This is a genomic window from Salmonella sp. SJTUF15591 (assembly GCF_043356435.1).
Classification (GTDB): domain Bacteria; phylum Pseudomonadota; class Gammaproteobacteria; order Enterobacterales; family Enterobacteriaceae; genus Salmonella; species Salmonella enterica.
In genome coordinates, this window is sequence record NZ_JBEUJO010000009.1 from 151,236 (window position 1) to 169,208 (window position 17,973).

General features: G+C 53.6%; 13 protein-coding genes, 1 rRNA gene and 1 riboswitch. Of the genes, 9 read left to right on the forward strand and 5 right to left on the reverse strand.

Going from position 1 to position 17,973, the window contains the following annotated elements:
- Positions 1–18: 18 nt before the first annotated feature.
- From ABVM99_RS19650 to argE, 3 genes are all read right to left on the reverse strand, one after another.
- Positions 19–1,752, reverse strand: coding sequence for a phosphoethanolamine transferase CptA (locus ABVM99_RS19650; protein WP_023195939.1), 1,734 nt, complete (start codon positions 1,750–1,752; stop codon positions 19–21).
- A 210-nt stretch (positions 1,753–1,962) separates the two neighbouring features.
- Positions 1,963–4,614 carry a phosphoenolpyruvate carboxylase gene (gene ppc, locus ABVM99_RS19655; protein ID WP_023195938.1) on the reverse strand — a complete coding sequence of 884 codons (2,652 nt, stop codon included), beginning with the start codon at positions 4,612–4,614 and terminating at the stop codon, positions 1,963–1,965.
- Between the two features lie 391 nt (positions 4,615–5,005).
- Complete coding sequence (gene argE / locus ABVM99_RS19660; RefSeq protein ID WP_000800208.1) at positions 5,006–6,157, reverse strand: acetylornithine deacetylase; 1,152 nt, start codon at positions 6,155–6,157, stop codon at positions 5,006–5,008.
- Between the two features lie 88 nt (positions 6,158–6,245).
- Between argE and argC the strand changes: the two genes are divergently transcribed.
- The 4 genes from argC to oxyR all read left to right on the forward strand — a co-directional run bounded on the left by argC (position 6,246) and on the right by oxyR (position 10,729).
- A complete protein-coding gene (argC, locus tag ABVM99_RS19665; protein ID WP_017441856.1) occupies positions 6,246–7,250 on the forward strand; it encodes an N-acetyl-gamma-glutamyl-phosphate reductase in 1,005 nt (334 codons plus the stop codon).
- Positions 7,251–7,257: 7 nt separating this feature from the next.
- A complete protein-coding gene (gene argB, locus ABVM99_RS19670; protein ID WP_023888157.1) occupies positions 7,258–8,034 on the forward strand; it encodes an acetylglutamate kinase in 777 nt (258 codons plus the stop codon).
- A gap of 117 nt (positions 8,035–8,151) precedes the next feature.
- The gene (argH, locus tag ABVM99_RS19675) at positions 8,152–9,528 is read left to right on the forward strand and encodes an argininosuccinate lyase (protein ID WP_023195937.1); all 1,377 of its coding nucleotides are present in this window, start codon (positions 8,152–8,154) and stop codon (positions 9,526–9,528) included.
- 283 nt (positions 9,529–9,811) lie between these two features.
- Entirely contained in the window at positions 9,812–10,729 is a 918-nt protein-coding gene (gene oxyR, locus ABVM99_RS19680) for a DNA-binding transcriptional regulator OxyR (RefSeq protein WP_001025919.1), read from the forward strand.
- Here the strand turns inward: oxyR and sthA are convergent.
- On the reverse strand, positions 10,712–12,112 hold the full coding sequence (gene sthA / locus ABVM99_RS19685; RefSeq protein ID WP_001120791.1) for a Si-specific NAD(P)(+) transhydrogenase: 1,401 nt from the start codon (positions 12,110–12,112) through the stop codon (positions 10,712–10,714). The two genes, oxyR and sthA, sit on opposite strands and share 18 nt — an antisense overlap.
- A 198-nt stretch (positions 12,113–12,310) precedes the next feature.
- Here sthA and fabR point away from each other — a divergent pair, with 198 nt between their 5' ends.
- On the forward strand, positions 12,311–12,946 hold the full coding sequence (gene fabR, locus ABVM99_RS19690) for an HTH-type transcriptional repressor FabR (RefSeq protein WP_000971958.1): 636 nt from the start codon (positions 12,311–12,313) through the stop codon (positions 12,944–12,946).
- Between the two features lie 15 nt (positions 12,947–12,961).
- A complete protein-coding gene (locus tag ABVM99_RS19695) occupies positions 12,962–13,321 on the forward strand; it encodes a YijD family membrane protein (protein ID WP_000813838.1) in 360 nt (119 codons plus the stop codon).
- Positions 13,322–13,367: 46 nt separating this feature from the next.
- On the opposite strand, the gene trmA is transcribed toward ABVM99_RS19695, so the two are convergent.
- Complete coding sequence (gene trmA / locus ABVM99_RS19700) at positions 13,368–14,468, reverse strand: tRNA (uridine(54)-C5)-methyltransferase TrmA (protein WP_023195936.1); 1,101 nt, start codon at positions 14,466–14,468, stop codon at positions 13,368–13,370.
- A gap of 114 nt (positions 14,469–14,582) precedes the next feature.
- Positions 14,583–14,776: riboswitch (cobalamin riboswitch) on the forward strand.
- 65 nt (positions 14,777–14,841) lie between these two features.
- On the opposite strand from trmA, the gene btuB reads away from it, so the two are divergent.
- The 3 genes from btuB to ABVM99_RS19715 form a co-directional block, all read left to right on the forward strand.
- The gene (gene btuB, locus ABVM99_RS19705) at positions 14,842–16,686 is read left to right on the forward strand and encodes a TonB-dependent vitamin B12 receptor BtuB (protein WP_023195935.1); all 1,845 of its coding nucleotides are present in this window, start codon (positions 14,842–14,844) and stop codon (positions 16,684–16,686) included.
- Positions 16,631–17,482: a glutamate racemase gene (gene murI, locus ABVM99_RS19710; RefSeq protein ID WP_000201804.1), complete on the forward strand. Its 852-nt coding sequence runs from the start codon at positions 16,631–16,633 to the stop codon at positions 17,480–17,482. Before btuB ends, murI begins: the two co-directional genes overlap by 56 nt.
- 379 nt (positions 17,483–17,861) lie before the next feature.
- Positions 17,862–17,973 (forward strand): 16S ribosomal RNA (locus ABVM99_RS19715); the annotation flags it as partial.

The window sequence follows — 17,973 nt, forward strand, 5'->3', positions numbered from 1 at the left end:
TATCGGGCAGCATACAGGCTATTGATTGCCGACCTGATCGCCATACGGCAACGTATCATAATCAATCAGCGCGTTTTTCTTATACGGGTTGCCAATCCAGCGCGTGGTATCTTTGAACTGCGGGTTGGTGATGGAACGCGTCGGGTCGTAGCCATCATAGGTCAGGCCCGCTAAGTCCGACCAGGTATGGATAAGCTCGGAACTGCTGTACTTACGATCGACATCCTGTGAGAAGTCGCGCGGATGCGCTGCCTGCCATTTCTCTGAGGTCCACAGCAGGAACGGCACCGTATACATATGACGGGTTGGCGAATCTTCGTTTCGTCCCTGCGTCTTATGCGGCGGCGTGTCATACACTTCTTCACCGTGATCGGAGAAGTAGAGCAGGAAACCGTTCGGATCGGTCGCTTTATAGTCCTTAATCAGGCTGGCGACAACATAGTCATTATACAGGTTCGCGTTGTCGTAATCGTTATACGATTCCAGTTCGTCGCTGCTTAATCCCGGCGGAACATGGTCGGTTTTACCATCAAACTTGCCCTGGTTTTCTGGATAGCGGAACTTGTATTTAATGTGCGTTCCCAGCAGATGCACAATAATGAATTTTTTCGGCGCCGGGTCGGCTAACACCGCTTTAAACGGCGCCAGCACGTTGCTGTCATATTCGCGTGCGCTTTGAGTGCGCTGCTGGTTCATATAGAACTGCTTATCAGTCTGCTTAGAGAACACGGTCAGCATGGTATTACGCGCCGTCATCGTCTGCTGGTTAGTGATCCAGAAGGTTTTATACCCGGCCTGTTTCATCATATTCATCAGCGATGGCTTCGTCAGATACCAGTCCGGGTTCTTTTCGTCCGCGAACGTTAGCGCCTGTTGCAGAATCTCAATGGTGTACGGTCGCGAAGTTACCACGTTATTAAACACGGTCAGCCCGGGGTCGGTTTTATGCAGTGCGTCCAGTTCCGGCGTGGTTTCGCGCGGATAACCGTACAGACTCATACGGCCACGCTGGGTCGATTCGCCAATCACCAGTACCAGCGTGCGCGGCGCATCGCCGGAGTGGTCCTGGAAGTTAGCCAGCGGCGGCAGGGCATCGTTTTCATTCAACAGTTTATTCAGCGAGGCGAGCTGTAAACGGTACTGATAGTAGCCAGTAATAAATTGCCACGGCGCGGCGGGCTCCATTCGTGACGCCAGGCTATCCAGCGTTTTCTCCATCGACTTATGCTTGATAAAGGTATTCATCGCGATGGGATGGAGGATCAGCCCGTACAGCAGGGCAAACGACACCAGATAGCGCCAGGGGGATGGAATATAAACCGGGCGCAGACGTGTCCACAGCAGAATCGCCGCTACCGTATAAGCCAGGGCGACAAGAACAATTTTCAGACTGAAATATTGGCTTAAATATTCGCTGGCTTCATTGGCGTTGGTTTCAAACATCACAAACAGCACGCTTTGCGAGAACTCCTGCCCGTAGATTACGTAATAGCTCAGCGCCGCCAGCGAGGCGGCCCAGAGTACGACGCCAATAACGGCAGCAATAACCCGGATGCGGCCTGGAAACAGAAAGACCGGGATCAGCCACAGTGAGCTGTACAGTAGCGAATCCCGCAGACCGTTTGTCCCACTGTATCCGGTGAGATAAATAATGGCCTGCAGGAGGGTGGAAAAGAACCAAAAGTAGAGCAGTGCCCAGCCCAGGGCTTTCCAGCTAAACGCGGGTTTAGTCTGGAGTAATGTGGATTGCATAATGAGAGCCTGTCTTTAATCGTAGCGCCAAACGTAACGCCTGAACCTTAAAAGAATCTGAAGCAAACCTGCTTTATGCCGCACGTTTTGCTAAGAAAGATTTATAAATGCATAAAATGCAGACAGGAATATATTGAAAAAATGACGAGGATGACAGCAGTATTTCATGCCGCCCCCACATAACTGCGTGAGGGCGGCTTTCTTTTGGCGTTAGCCGGTGTTGCGCATACCGGCGGCGACGCCCGCAATCGTGACCATCAACGCCTGTTCGACGCGAGGATCGGGCGATTTGCCCTGCTCTTCAGTCAGACGGGAACGATACAGCAACTCGGCCTGCAACACGTTTAATGGATCGGTATAAACGTTTCTTAACTGAATGGACTCCGCAATCCACGGTAAGTCGGCCATCAGGTGCGAATCGTTGGCAATCGCCAGCACCACTTTAATGTCTTCTTCCAGCAGGTCACGTAGCTCTTTGCCCAGCGGCCATAGCGTTTTCGCCACCAGACGCTGATCGTAATAGTCGGCCAGCCACAGGTCGGCTTTCGAGAACACCATTTCCAGCATCCCAAGACGCGTGGAGAAGAACGGCCAGTCGCGGCACATGGCTTCCAGTTCGCTTTGTTTACCGTCTTCCACCACTTTTTGCAGCGCAGTACCCGCGCCCAGCCAGGCTGGCAGCATCAGGCGGTTTTGCGTCCAGGCGAAGATCCACGGAATCGCGCGCAGCGATTCGACGCCGCCAGTTGGACGACGTTTCGCCGGACGTGAGCCGAGCGGCAATTTGCCCAGCTCTTGCTCCGGCGTCGCGGAGCGGAAGTACGGTACAAAGTCTTTATTTTCGCGCACGTAGCCGCGGTAGGTTTCACAGGAGATGACGGAAAGCTCATCCATAATATGACGCCAGCTGTCTTTCGGTTCCGGCGGCGGCAGCAGGTTTGCTTCCAGAATTGCGCTGGTGTAGAGCGAGAGGCTGCTGACGGTGACTTCCGGCAGGCCGTATTTGAAGCGGATCATCTCGCCCTGCTCGGTAACGCGCAGGCCGCCTTTCAGACTGCCTGGCGGTTGCGAAAGCAGCGCCGCGTGGGCTGGCGCGCCGCCACGGCCAATAGAGCCGCCGCGGCCGTGGAAGAGGGTGAGCTCGATGCCAGCTTTTTCACAAGTTTTGATCAGAGCGTCCTGCGCCTGATACTGCGCCCATGACGCGGCCATAACGCCGGCGTCTTTCGCCGAGTCGGAGTAGCCGATCATGACCATCTGCTTACCCTGAATCAGCCCGCGATACCAGTCGATATTCAACAACTGGGTCATCACGTCGTCGGCGTTGTTCAGGTCGTCGAGGGTTTCAAACAGCGGCGCGACCGGCATGGCAAAGCCGATACCTGCCTCTTTCAGCAACAGATGCACAGCCAGCACATCAGACGGCGTTTTCGCCATTGAAATTACGTAGGCGGCGATCGATCCTTTTGGCGCTTCGGCAATAACCTTGCAGGTTTCAAGCACTTCGCGGGTATCGTTGCTCGGCTCCCAGTTACGCGGCAGTAGCGGACGTTTGGAGTTCAGCTCGCGGATCAGGAAGGCCTGCTTGTCGGCTTCCGACCAGCTTTCGTAGTCGCCAATACCGAGGTAGCGGGTAATTTCGCCCAGCGCTTCGGTATGGCGGATACTTTCCTGGCGGATATCAATACGCACCAGCGGTACGCCGAAACACTTCACGCGGCGGAGCGTGTCGAGTAACTCGCCGTTGGCGATAATGCCCATGCCGCAGGCCTGTAACGACTGGTAGCAGGCGTACAGAGGTTCCCAGAGCTGCTCGTTTTGCGTCAGCAGGCCAGCCGGTTTGGGCAGCTTCTCGCCTTTCAGACGCGCTTCCAGCCAGGACTGGGTCGCCATCAGACGGGCGCGCAATTTTTTCATCAGGTAGCGATACGGCTCAGACGCGCCTTCTTCGCCCACTAACGCCAGCAGCTCCGGCGTGGCGTCGACCATCGACAGTTCTGATACCAGAACATGAATGTCTTTCAGGAACAGATCGGTGGCTTTCCAGCGGCTTAACAAGAGCACGTGGCGGGTGATATCCGCCGTCACGTTCGGGTTGCCGTCACGGTCGCCGCCCATCCAGGAGGTAAAACGTACCGGCACAAAATCCACCGGCAATTTGTAGCCGAGATTTTCTTCCAGCTGTTCGTTCAGTTCACGCAGATAGTTAGGTACGCCCTGCCACAGGCTGTTCTCAACCACGGCGAAGCCCCATTTGGCTTCATCCACCGGGCTTGGGCGCTGCTTGCGGATCTCATCCGTATGCCAGGATTGGGCAATCAACTGGCGCAGGCGACGCATCACCTGGTGACGTTCGTAGTCGGCGATATCGGTATTATCAAGCTGTTTCAGACAGTTATTGATTTCACCCATCTTGTGAATAAGCGTACGGCGGGTAATTTCTGTCGGATGGGCGGTTAGCACCAACTCCAAAGACAGCGACTCTACCGCTTTTTTGATGGTTGCGTCGTTGAGGTCCGGTTGGTTTTTCAGTTTACGCAGAGTGCGGGCAATCACTTCCGGGTTGCTGGCGGCTTCGCCTTTTGGCGAAATGCTGTGGTATTGCTCGGCAGTATTGGCCAGGTTCAGGAACTGACTAAACGCGCGCGCAACTGGCAGCAGCTCGTCATTAGACAAATTTTGTAGCGTGGTGAGCAGCTCCTGGCGATTAGCTTCATTGCCGGCGCGTGAAGATTTGGATAGCTTACGGATTGTTTCTACGCGATCAAGAATGTGTTCTCCCAGCGCATCCTTGATGGTTTCTCCCAGCACCTTGCCGAGCATACTGACATTACTACGCAACGCGGAATATTGTTCGTTCATATGATCCCAGACACCCCATCTCTGTTGTAATTGTCCTGCATCTTTCACGCTGCGGCGGCGTTGGCTGCGCTCTCCCACCCAGGTCACTTACTTATGTAAGCTCCCTGGGATGTGCTCGTTTGCCGTCTTGCCGCAACGCGAAATCTTTCGGACCAAGCTTTTTCACATCACTTCTCATCTTTATAAAGCCACGTAAAACCCGTGGCGTCAATTACTGCGAAATCGGTTCAGCAAACGAAAAAATGGCGGTAATTTATTAAAGTTAATTCGCATCGTGCCAAATAAGAAATGCTTATGAACATGTGGCGTAGAGACGCCGGATGGCGCTGCGCTTATCCGGCCTACAAGACGGGGTAGGCCCGGTAAACATCGTGTCACCGGGCAATATGCATTAATGCCAGCAAAAATGGTGTACTACCTGGGTAATCAATTCCCGGGTTGGCTTAATAAAACGCGTTTCGAGATATTCATCCGGCTGATGCGCCTGATTAATTGAGCCCGGACCAAGCACCAGCGTTGGGCATAATGTCTGCATAAACGGCGCTTCAGTACAGTAGTTCACCACGTCGGTTTTCGTACCCAACAGTTTTTCTACTACTTCAACCAGTTGGTGGTCCGGTGGACACTCGTAACCTGGAATCGGCGGATGTAATTCCGCCACCGTCAGGCGGCCCGGCCAGCGTTCGCTTACCGGGGCCAGCGCGTCGTTAAGCAGTCCATTAAGGTCGTTTAACGTCATGCCCGGCAGTGGACGAATATCCATATGCAATTCGCAGCAGGCGCAAATACGGTTTGAGGCATCGCCGCCGTGGATATGGCCCAGATTCAGCGTTGGATACGGAACGGTAAACGCCTCGTAGTGATACCGCGCTTTCAGCGAGTCACGCAGTTGCATGATGTGGCCAATCGCATCGTGCATCAGTTCAATGGCGTTAACCCCACGCGCCGGGTCGCTGGAATGACCGGACTGCCCCAGGACGCGAACGACATTAGAGATATGCCCTTTGTGCGCGCGTATCGGTTGCAACGACGTCGGTTCGCCAATGATCGCGCAGTCCGGACGTAATGCCGTGGTTTCGGAAAAATAACGCGCCCCCGCCATGCTGGTCTCTTCATCGGCGGTCGCCAGAATGTAGAGCGGCTTTTTCAACTTTGTGACGTCAACGTCACGTAGCGCGTCCAGAATAAAAGCGAAGAAGCCTTTCATATCCGCAGTGCCCAGACCATAGAGCTTATTGTCGTGCTCGGTCAGCGTGAACGGGTCGCGCGTCCAGCGTCCGTCATCAAAGGGAACCGTGTCGGTATGGCCGGTCAGCAGCAAACCGCCCGCGCCATGTCCGGTGCTGGCGAGCATATTAAATTTGTTTCGCGTTCCTGGAACCGGTTGAACCTCTACGTTGAAACCAAGATCGCTGAACCAGCCTGCAAGCAAAGTGATTAAAGACGCATTACTTTGATCCAGGGATTCTTCGGTTGCGCTTATCGACGGTGTGGCAATCAGAGCGCGGTAAATCTCGATAAATGGCGGTAAAACGTTTTTCATTGTTGACACACCTCAGGTCATGATAGTATCAATATTCATGCATTAATTATGAATAAAAATACATTAACGTTGAGCATAAAGGAACCCGATGTTGAATACGCTGATTGTAGGCGCTAGCGGTTATGCGGGCGCAGAGCTTGTAAGCTACGTAAATCGCCACCCACATATGACCATAACCGCTTTGACCGTCTCAGCGCAAAGCAATGATGCAGGAAAGTTAATTTCTGATTTACATCCGCAGTTAAAAGGGATTGTCGACCTGCCATTGCAACCGATGTCGGATGTACGTGACTTTAGCGCAGATGTTGATGTGGTGTTCCTGGCGACAGCGCATGAAGTGAGCCACGATCTGGCGCCGCAATTTTTACAGGCCGGATGCGTCGTATTCGATCTTTCCGGCGCGTTTCGGGTAAACGATCGCGCCTTCTATGAAAAGTATTACGGATTTACTCATCAGTATCCTGAGCTGCTGGAGCAGGCGGTGTACGGTCTGGCGGAGTGGAATGCCGATAAACTGAACACGGCGAATCTGATTGCGGTTCCTGGTTGCTATCCAACCGCAGCGCAGTTGTCGCTAAAACCGCTGATTGACGGCGGGCTTCTGGATCTGACGCAGTGGCCGGTAATTAATGCCACCAGCGGGGTGAGCGGCGCGGGGCGCAAAGCGGCAATTTCGAACAGTTTCTGTGAAGTGAGTCTGCAACCGTATGGCGTGTTTACGCATCGTCATCAGCCGGAAATCGCCGTCCATCTGGGCGCGGAGGTCATCTTCACCCCGCATCTGGGGAATTTTCCGCGCGGGATTCTGGAAACCATTACCTGCCGCCTGAAAGCGGGAGTAACCCATGCGCAGATCGCCGACGTGTTGCAAAAAGCCTATGGCGACAAACCGCTGGTGCGCCTGTATGACAAAGGCGTTCCGGCGTTAAAGAACGTCGTCGGGCTGCCGTTCTGCGATATTGGTTTTGCCGTCCAGGGCGAACATCTGATTGTGGTGGCAACCGAAGACAACTTGTTGAAAGGCGCAGCGGCGCAGGCGGTGCAGTGCGCTAATATTCGTTTTGGCTTCGCTGAAACGCAGTCTCTTATTTAAGGGTGAAATGATGAATCCATTAATTATCAAGCTGGGTGGCGTATTACTGGATAGCGAAGAGGCTCTGGAACGTCTTTTTACCGCGCTGGTCAACTATCGTGAGTCCCATCAGCGTCCGCTGGTGATTGTTCACGGCGGCGGTTGCGTGGTGGATGAGCTGATGAAAGGGCTTAATTTGCCAGTGAAAAAGAAAGACGGCCTGCGCGTGACGCCTGCCGATCAGATTGGCATCATTACCGGCGCGCTGGCGGGAACCGCTAACAAGACTCTGCTGGCTTGGGCGAAGAAACACCATATCGCCTCTGTTGGTCTGTTTCTGGGCGATGGCGACAGCGTAAACGTGACCCAACTCAATGAAGCGTTAGGCCACGTCGGGCTGGCGCAGCCGGGGTCGCCGAAGCTGATTAACATGCTGCTGGAAAACGGCTTTCTGCCGGTTGTCAGCTCCATTGGCGTAACAGACGACGGCCAACTGATGAACGTCAACGCCGATCAGGCGGCAACCGCGCTGGCGGCGACGCTGGGGGCCGATCTGATCCTGCTTTCCGACGTGAGCGGTATTCTGGACGGCAAAGGCCAGCGTATCGCCGAAATGACGGCGTCCAAAGCCGAGCAGCTTATCGACCAGGGCATTATTACCGACGGGATGATTGTGAAAGTGAATGCGGCTCTCGATGCTGCGCGGGCGCTGGGTCGCCCGGTGGATATTGCTTCCTGGCGTCATGCGGAACAATTGCCTGCACTGTTTAACGGCACGCCGATTGGCACGCGTATTCTGGCTTAACTATTTGTTCGCCCGATGGCGGCTGCGCCTTATCGGGCCTACGTGAACAGAAATTGTAAGCCGGATAAGCGTAGCGCTATCCGGCAGTGAAATTCGAAGAATTTAAGGAAGTCTATTATGGCACTTTGGGGTGGGCGTTTTACACAGGCGGCAGACCAGCGGTTTAAACAATTCAATGATTCGTTGCGCTTCGATTACCGTCTGGCGGAGCAGGATATTGTCGGTTCTGTGGCCTGGTCCAAAGCATTGGTCACGGTAGGCGTACTGACTGCCGATGAGCAACGACAGTTGGAAGAAGCGCTGAACGTATTGCTGGAAGAGGTTCGCGCGAATCCGCAGCAAATCCTGCAAAGCGATGCGGAAGATATCCATAGCTGGGTGGAAGGTAAGCTCATCGACAAAGTGGGTCAGTTGGGTAAAAAGCTGCACACCGGGCGCAGCCGTAACGATCAAGTGGCGACGGACCTGAAACTGTGGTGCAAAGAGACGGTGAGGGAACTGCTTACCGCTAACCGCCAGTTACAGAGCGCGCTGGTGGAAACCGCGCAGGCGAACCAGGACGCGGTAATGCCGGGATATACCCATCTGCAACGCGCGCAGCCAGTGACTTTCGCCCACTGGTGTCTCGCGTATGTCGAAATGCTGGCGCGCGATGAAAGCCGCCTGCAGGACACGCTTAAACGTCTGGACGTGAGTCCGCTAGGTTGCGGCGCGTTGGCGGGAACGGCCTATGAAATTGACCGTGAACAATTGGCAGGCTGGCTGGGCTTTGCGTCTGCGACCCGCAACAGCCTGGACAGCGTGTCCGATCGTGACCACGTACTGGAACTGCTTTCTGATGCGGCTATCGGCATGGTGCATCTGTCACGCTTCGCGGAAGATCTGATTTTCTTTAATTCTGGTGAAGCGGGTTTTGTAGAGCTTTCTGACCGCGTGACTTCCGGTTCATCGTTAATGCCGCAGAAGAAAAACCCGGACGCGCTGGAGCTGATTCGCGGTAAGTGCGGTCGCGTACAAGGGGCGCTAACCGGCATGATGATGACCTTAAAAGGTCTGCCGCTGGCGTATAACAAAGATATGCAGGAAGACAAAGAAGGGCTGTTCGATGCGCTCGATACCTGGCTTGACTGCCTGCATATGGCGGCGTTGGTGCTGGACGGTATTCAGGTGAAACGCCCACGTTGTCAGGACGCGGCGCAACAGGGGTATGCCAACGCCACGGAGCTGGCGGATTACCTGGTCGCGAAAGGCGTGCCGTTCCGCGAAGCGCACCATATTGTCGGCGAAGCGGTGGTAGAAGCCATTCGCCAGGGTAAGCCGCTGGAAGCGTTGCCGCTGGCCGATTTACAGAAATTCAGCCACGTGATTGGCGACGATGTGTATCCGATGTTGTCTTTGCAGTCGTGTCTGGATAAACGGGCGGCAAAAGGCGGCGTTTCTCCGCAGCAGGTGGCGCAGGCCATCGACGATGCCAGGGCGCGCCTCGCGTTGTAGGCCTTATAAGCGTAACGCTATCAGGTAATACTGCCCGGCCGAGCATCAGCGACGCCGGGCTTTTTTACGCAAAAAAAAGCGGACCAGAGGTCCGCAAAAGTTCACGTTGGCTTTAGTTATTTCGGGTTCGAGAGATACCCTCTAAACGGGCGGTGTCTTCAAGGGTTAAACGAGAAACCGCTCCGTTCTGTGATGTATTATTAATCAGAAAGGTTGATAGGGATAATCGTTCGTTGCTATGCTACCTATCGCCATGAACTATCGTGGCGACGGAGGATGAATAATGAATATTCGTGATCTTGAATATCTGGTGGCGTTAGCCGAACATCGCCATTTCCGGCGAGCGGCGGACTCCTGTCACGTCAGCCAGCCAACCCTTAGTGGGCAAATACGTAAGCTGGAAGATGAGCTGGGCGTTATGCTGCTGGAGCGTACGAGCCGTAAGGTGCTGTTTACCCAGGCGGGCTTACTGCTGGTGGATCAGGCGCGTACCGTACTGCGTGAGGTCAAGGTGCTCAAGGAGATGGCAAGCCAACAAGGCGAGACGATGTCCGGCCCGCTGCATATTGGTTTAATCCCAACAATTGGTCCCTATTTGCTGCCGCTTATCATTCCAATGTTGCACCAGACTTTCCCGAAGCTGGAAATGTATCTGCATGAGGCGCAAACGCACCAGCTGTTAGCGCAACTCGATAGCGGCAAGCTTGACTGCGCTATTCTGGCGCTGGTGAAAGAGAGCGAGGCGTTTATCGAAGTGCCGCTGTTTGATGAGCCCATGATGCTGGCTATTTATGAGGATCATCCGTGGGCGAATCGCGATCGCGTGCCGATGTCCGATCTGGCGGGCGAGAAATTGCTGATGCTGGAAGATGGCCACTGTCTGCGCGATCAGGCGATGGGGTTCTGTTTTGAAGCGGGAGCGGATGAAGATACCCATTTCCGGGCGACCAGTCTGGAAACGCTGCGCAACATGGTGGCGGCGGGCAGTGGTATTACACTACTCCCCGCGCTGGCCGTACCGCAGGAGCGTAAGCGCGACGGCGTGGTTTATCTGCCATGCATTAAGCCGGAGCCGCGTCGTACCGTGGGGCTGGTTTATCGCCCGGGATCGCCGCTGCGTAGCCGTTATGAGCAACTGGCTGAGGCCATCCGTGGCGCAATGGATGGCCATTTCGACAAGGCGTTAAAACAGGCGGTTTAAGCCGTTCAACGCCGCAACCCGATAAGCTTCCGCCATGGTTGGGTAGTTAAAGGTGGTGTTAACGAAGTATTCGATAGTGTTACCGCCACCTTTCTGCTCCATGATCGCCTGGCCGATATGAATAATTTCGGCGGCGCGTTCGCCAAAGCAGTGAATCCCCAGAATTTCTTTGGTTTCGCGGTGGAAGAGAATTTTTAGCGTGCCGACGTTCATGCCGACGATTTGCGCTCGCGCCAGATGCTTAAACTGCGCGCGGCCCACTTCGTAAGGCACTTTCATTGCCGTTAACTGCTGCTCGGTTTTGCCGACAGAACTGATTTCCGGAATGGTATAAATCCCGGTGGGGATATCTTCGATAAGATGCGCGGTCGCTTCGCCTTTCACCAGCGCCTGCGCTGCAATACGCCCCTGATCGTAGGCGGCGGAGGCCAGACTGGGATAGCCAATCACGTCGCCCACCGCATAGACGTGCGGCAGGGCGGTCTGGTACATACTGTTGACTTTGAGCTGTCCACGGCTGTCTGTTTCCAGACCAATATTCTCCAGCGCCAGCGAATCGGTGTTACCGGTACGGCCATTAGCATAGAGCAGGCAGTCAGCCTTCAGTTTTTTGCCGGATTTCAGGTGCATGATGACGCCATCATCGCAGCCTTCGATTTTCTCATACTCTTCATTGTGGCGAATAACCACGCCGCTATTCCAGAAATGGTAAGAGAGAGAGTCGGACATCTCCTGATCGAGAAAGGCCAGCAGGCGATCGCGGGTGTTGATCAGATCCACTTTCACATCCATACCGCGGAAGATGGACGCATATTCGCAGCCGATAACGCCGGCGCCGTAAATAATAACGTGGCGCGGTTCATGGTGGAGACTCAGGATTGAGTCGCTGTCATAAATGCGCGGATGCGAGAAATCCACATCACTGGGATGGTAAGGACGCGAACCACAGGCAATAACAAATTTTTCTGCCGTCAGGGTTTCAACCGTGCCGTCATGGCATTCCAGCGCCAGGGTATGTTCGTCAATAAAATGGGCGTTGCCCTGCAATATTTCACAGTGGTTACGCTCATAAAACCCCTGACGCATACGCGTTTGTTGATTAATCACGTTATCGGCATGATTAAGGATGTCGGCGAAAGAAGAACGAAGGAGACGGGAGTGGTCGCTATAGAGCGGGTTTTGATTAAATTCAATAATGCGGCTGACGGCGTGGCGAAGGGCTTTGGATGGGATGGTGCCCCAGTGGGTACATCCGCCGCCAACGTTATGATAACGCTCAATCACCGCGACGCGTGCTCCTTGCTTAACCAGACCCATTGCAGCGCCTTCACCGCCGGGGCCTGACCCTATGACGACTGCATCATAATCCCAGGAATGTGGCATGGTATTACTCACCTGTTTTTATACATAAAATAAACACGATGATAACATTTGCCCAGCTTTAACCCAATTATCGTTGTGCTTTTTTGCGAAGCCGGAGCACAAACTGTCTGTAAACAATCATTCACAATCCAGTGTGAACCCGTTACTTTTATTCTCTGGTATAGTGCCGAATAAGGCATATGGAAGGATTCAGACATTGTGATGGGTGTTAGAGCGCAACAAAAAGAAAAAACCCGGCGTTCGCTGGTGGAAGCCGCATTCAGCCAACTGAGCGCTGAGCGGAGTTTCGCCAGCCTGAGTTTGCGTGAGGTGGCGCGTGAAGCGGGCATCGCGCCAACGTCGTTTTACCGTCATTTTCGCGATGTCGATGAACTCGGTCTGACGATGGTGGATGAAAGCGGTCTGATGCTGCGTCAGTTGATGCGTCAGGCGCGGCAGCGCATCGCGAAAGGCGGCAGCGTCATTCGCACGTCGGTCTCCACATTTATGGAGTTTATCGGCAACAACCCCAACGCCTTCCGTCTGTTGTTGCGCGAGCGTTCCGGCACTTCAGCGGCGTTTCGTGCCGCCGTCGCACGGGAGATTCAGCATTTTATTGCGGAACTTGCCGACTATCTGGAACTCGAAAACCATATGCCGCGCGCGTTTACTGAAGCCCAGGCCGAAGCGATGGTGACTATTGTCTTTAGCGCGGGCGCAGAGGCGTTGGACATCGGCGCTGAACAGCGTCGGCAATTAGAAGAGCGGCTGGTATTGCAACTGCGCATGATTGCGAAAGGGGCGTATTACTGGTATCGCCGTGAGCAAGAGAAAATAGCACATCATTCCGAATAACGTGAAGGACGAGTAATGAAACAGTCAGGTCAAGATAAAGGTACGCTGTTGCTGGCGCTCATCGCTGGCTTATCGATTAACGGCACATTCGCGGCGCTGTTTAGCGCTATTGTGCCGTTCTCCGTATTCCCGGTTATCTCGCTGGTGCTGACGGTATATTGCCTGCATCAGCGCTACCAAAATCGTACTATGCCGGTAGGTTTGCCGGGGTTGGCCGCCGCCTGTTTCATTCTTGGCGTTTTACTGTATAGCACCGTGGTGCGTGCAGAATATCCGGATATTGGCTCTAATTTCTTCCCGGCGGTGCTGTCGGTGATTCTGGTATTCTGGATTGGCTTTAAGCTGCGTAACCGCAAGCAGGACACCGCAGAGTAGTGTGCGAAGGCCGGATGGCGGTATAACCGGCCATCCGACGTACATTTTACCTTGCGGTGAGTAATACCCCGCATTCCATATGATGCGTATACGGGAACTGATCGAATAGCGCCAGGCGAGACACCGTGTGCGTCTGGCTTAACGTTTCCAGGTTTTTGCACAACGTTTCCGGATTGCAGGAAATGTACAGAATACGTGGATAAGCCTGCACCATTTTTTCCGTTTCGCTGTCCAGACCGCTGCGCGGCGGATCGACAAAAATGGTTTCGCACTGATAGCGCTTCAGGTCGATCCCCTGCAGGCGGTTAAACTCACGAACGCCGTTCATCGCCTGGGTAAACTCTTCCGCCGCCATGCGAATAATTTGCACATTATCAATATGATTAGCGGCAATATTGTACTGTGCGGCAGCGACGGACGGTTTGGCGATTTCGGTTGCCAGCACGCGGTTAAAATTGCGCGCCAGCGCTAAAGAAAAATTGCCGTTGCCGCAATACAACTCAAGCAGATCGCCTTTTGAGTCTTTCGTCACCTCCAGCGCCCACTCTAACATCTGAATATTCATGGCGGCGTTTGGCTGCGTAAAGCTGTTTTCGACCTGGCGGTAGATCATCTCTTTACCTGCCACAGGCAGACGCTCATCAATATAATCCTGATCCAATTCGATTTTAGTTTTAGTGGCCCGGCCAATCAGGTGTACGTTCAGACCTTGCGCGCGTAAAGCATCGCGTAACGCAGTGGCGGCTTCACGCCACTCTTCGTCCAGCTTCTTATGGTACAGCAACGACACTACCGCCTGGTTGCTCAAGGTCGTGAGATAATCGATCTGGAACAGCTTATGCCGCAGCGCATGATTATCGCGCACGCCGGCAATCATCGCCTTCATTAAGGTATTAATCAGTTGGCTGGCCGCCGGGAAGGTGTCAACGCGAATCCGGCTTTTGGTCTGCTGATCAAATATAATGTGGTACAGGTCATCGCCGTCATGCCACAGGCGAAATTCCGCACGCATACGATAGTGACTGACCGGCGAGCGAAATACTTCCGGAACCAGGCCAGAAAACGGCGCCATCATACTCTGCAAGCGCGCCACTTTTTCGGCCAGCTGCGCCTCATACTGTTCTGTCGGAAGATGTTCGGGGGTCATATCGCATCCTGAATAATAAAAGTACGCGGGGATTGTAGGGATTGCTCAGTGGATGTCCAGCTATTGATGATTTCTGATTTGTGATGCGCGGTCTGGACAGGGTGTTGTGACAGACGGTAGCATCCGTGGGCCGGTCCTGTGAGTTAATAGGGAATCCAGTGAAAATCTGGAGCTGACGCGCAGCGGTAAGGAAAGGTGAGATGAGAGCGTAAGCAGACACTGCCTCCGGCGGGAAGTCATCATTTCTGCTATCCAGCCAACGGATAACCCTCCAAGCCCGAAGACCTGCCGGCTAACGTCGCATCTGGTTTTTCATCATCGCGTACTATCGATGAAGCCTGCGGCATCCTTCTTATATTGTGGATGCTTTACAATGATTAAAAAAGCTACGCTGCTGACGGCGTTCTCCGTCACGGCCTTTTCCGCTTGGGCGCAGGACACTAGCCCGGATACCCTGGTTGTCACCGCCAACCGTTTTCAGCAGCCGCGCAGCGCGGTTCTGGCGCCCGTTACCATCGTGACGCGTCAGGATATTGAACGCTGGCAATCGACCTCCGTAAATGATGTTCTGCGCCGTTTGCCTGGCGTCGATATTGCGCAGAGCGGCGGCGCCGGACAAAACTCCTCCATTTTCATTCGCGGCACCAACTCCAGCCATGTGCTGGTATTGATTGACGGCGTGCGTCTGAATTTAGCAGGCGTGAGCGGGTCCGCCGATCTCAGCCAGTTCCCGGTGTCGCTGGTACAGCGCATTGAATATATTCGCGGTCCGCGTTCCGCTATTTATGGTTCCGATGCTATCGGCGGCGTAGTGAATATCATTACGACGCGCGATAACCCAGGCACAGAATTAACCGCTGGATGGGGAAGCAATAGCTACCAGAATTACGACATCTCGACGCAACAGCAACTTGGCGAAAATACGCGGGCGACGTTGATCGGCGATTACGAATACACCAAAGGGTTTGACGTGGTAGCGAAAGGCGGTACCGGGATGCAGGCGCAGCCTGACCGGGACGGCTTTTTGAGTAAAACGCTTTATGGCGCGTTAGAGCATACCTTTTCTGATCGCTGGAGCGGATTCGTGCGTGGTTATGGCTACGATAACCGTACCGATTACGACGCCTATTACTCGCCGGGCTCGCCGCTGATTGATACACGCAAACTTTATAGCCAAAGCTGGGACGCCGGGCTGCGCTTTAATGGCGAACGTATTCAGTCTCAGCTGGTTTCAAGCTATAGCCACAGTAAAGATTACAACTATGATCCGCACTATGGCCGGTATGATACCTCCGCCACGCTGGATGAGATGAAACAGTACAATGTTCAATGGACCAACAGTGTGGTCGTGGGGCACGGTAATGTTGGGGCGGGCGTAGACTGGCAGAAACAGACTACCACGCCAGGTACCGGCTATGTGCCCGAGGGATATGACCAGCGTAATACCGGGGTTTACCTGACAGGATTACAACAGTTGGGTAACTTCACTCTGGAAGCGGCGGCGCGCAGTGATGACAACTCCCAGTTTGGTCGTCACGGTACATGGCAAACCAGCGCGGGATGGGAGTTTATAGAAGGTTATCGCTTTATTGCCTCCTACGGAACCTCCTACAAAGCGCCTAATTTGGGCCAACTGTATGGTTATTACGGTAATCCGAACCTGAATCCTGAAAAGAGTAAACAGTGGGAAGGCGCATTTGAAGGGCTAACCGCTGGCGTCAGCTGGCGTATTTCAGGTTATCGTAACGATATTAATGACATGATCGATTATGACGATCATCTGCAAAAATATTACAACGAAGGTAAGGCGCGCATTAAAGGTATTGAGGCGACGGCGAATTTCGATACCGGACCGTTAACGCATACGGTCAGTTACGATTACGTTGATGCGCGTAATGCGATTACCGATACGCCATTACCGCGGCGTTCCAAACAGATGGCAAAATATCAACTTGACTGGGACGTTTACGATTTTGACTGGGGGGTGACATATCAATACCTTGGTTCCCGCTATGATTCGGATTACTCCGCTTACCCATACCGGACAGTAAAAATGGGCGGCGTCAGTTTATGGGATCTTACGGTTGCATATCCGGTCACCTCACATCTGACAGTTCGTGGTAAAATAGCCAACCTGTTCGACAAAGATTACGAGACAGTTTATGGCTACCAAACTGCAGGACGAGAATACACCTTGTCTGGCAGCTACACCTTCTGAACCACGTCCCACCGTGCTGGTATTTGATTCCGGCGTCGGTGGATTGTCGGTCTATGATGAGATTCGGCGGCTCCTGCCGGATCTCCACTATATATATGCTTTCGATAACGTGGCGTTCCCCTACGGGGAAAAGAGCGAAACGTTTATCGTCGAGCGCGTTGTCGAGATTGTGACTGCGGTACAGCAGCGCTATCCCCTTTCACTGGCGGTGATTGCCTGCAATACCGCCAGTACGGTCTCACTTCCCGCATTACGTGAAAAGTTTGCCTTCCCGGTGGTGGGCGTTGTGCCTGCGATTAAACCAGCGGCGCGGCTGACCGCCAATGGCGTCGTCGGGCTACTGGCGACGAGAGCGACGGTCAAACGTCCTTATACTCACGAGCTGATTGCGCGCTTCGCTAATGAATGTCAGATAGCCATGTTGGGGTCGGCAGAACTGGTGGAACTGGCGGAAGCGAAATTACATGGCGACTCGGTCTCGCTGGAAGAGCTGCGCCGCATATTACGCCCATGGCTACGAATGCCGGAGCCGCCTGACACGGTCGTTCTGGGGTGTACGCATTTCCCTCTATTACGGGACGAGCTTTTGCAAGTCCTGCCCGAAGGGACGCGGTTAGTGGATTCCGGCGCGGCGATAGCGCGTCGTACAGCCTGGCTGTTGGAACATGAAGCGCCGGATGCGAAATCAACCGATGCCAATATTGCTTATTGCATGGCAATGACGCCAGGAGCTGAACAATTATTACCCGTTTTACAGCGTTATGGCTTTGAAACGCTCGAAAAACTGGCGGTTTAATGGCGTTTTGGGTAAATACCAGGCACTTGAGAAATTATTTTAAATTTCCTCTTGTCAGGCAGAAATAACTCCCTATAATGCGCCACCACTGACACGGAACAACGGCATACAGGCCGCCGGGTCAGCGGGGTTCAGACCAGAACCTCACGGAGAAAAGCGAAAATAAACGCTTGACTCTGAAGCGGGAAAGCGTAATATGCACACCCCGCGCCGCTGAGAAAAAGCGAAGCGGCACTGCTCTTTAACAATTTATCAGACAATCTGTGTGGGCACTCGAAGATACGGATTCTTAACGTCCTCGGACGAAAAATGAATACCAAGTCTCAAGAGTGAACACGTAATTCATTACGAAGTTTAATTCTTTGAGCATCAAACTTTTAAATTGAAGAGTTTGATCATGGCTCAGATTGAACGCTGGCGGCAGGCCTAACACATGCAAGTCGAACGGTAACAGGAAGCAGCTTGCTGCTTTGCTGACGAGTGGCGGACGG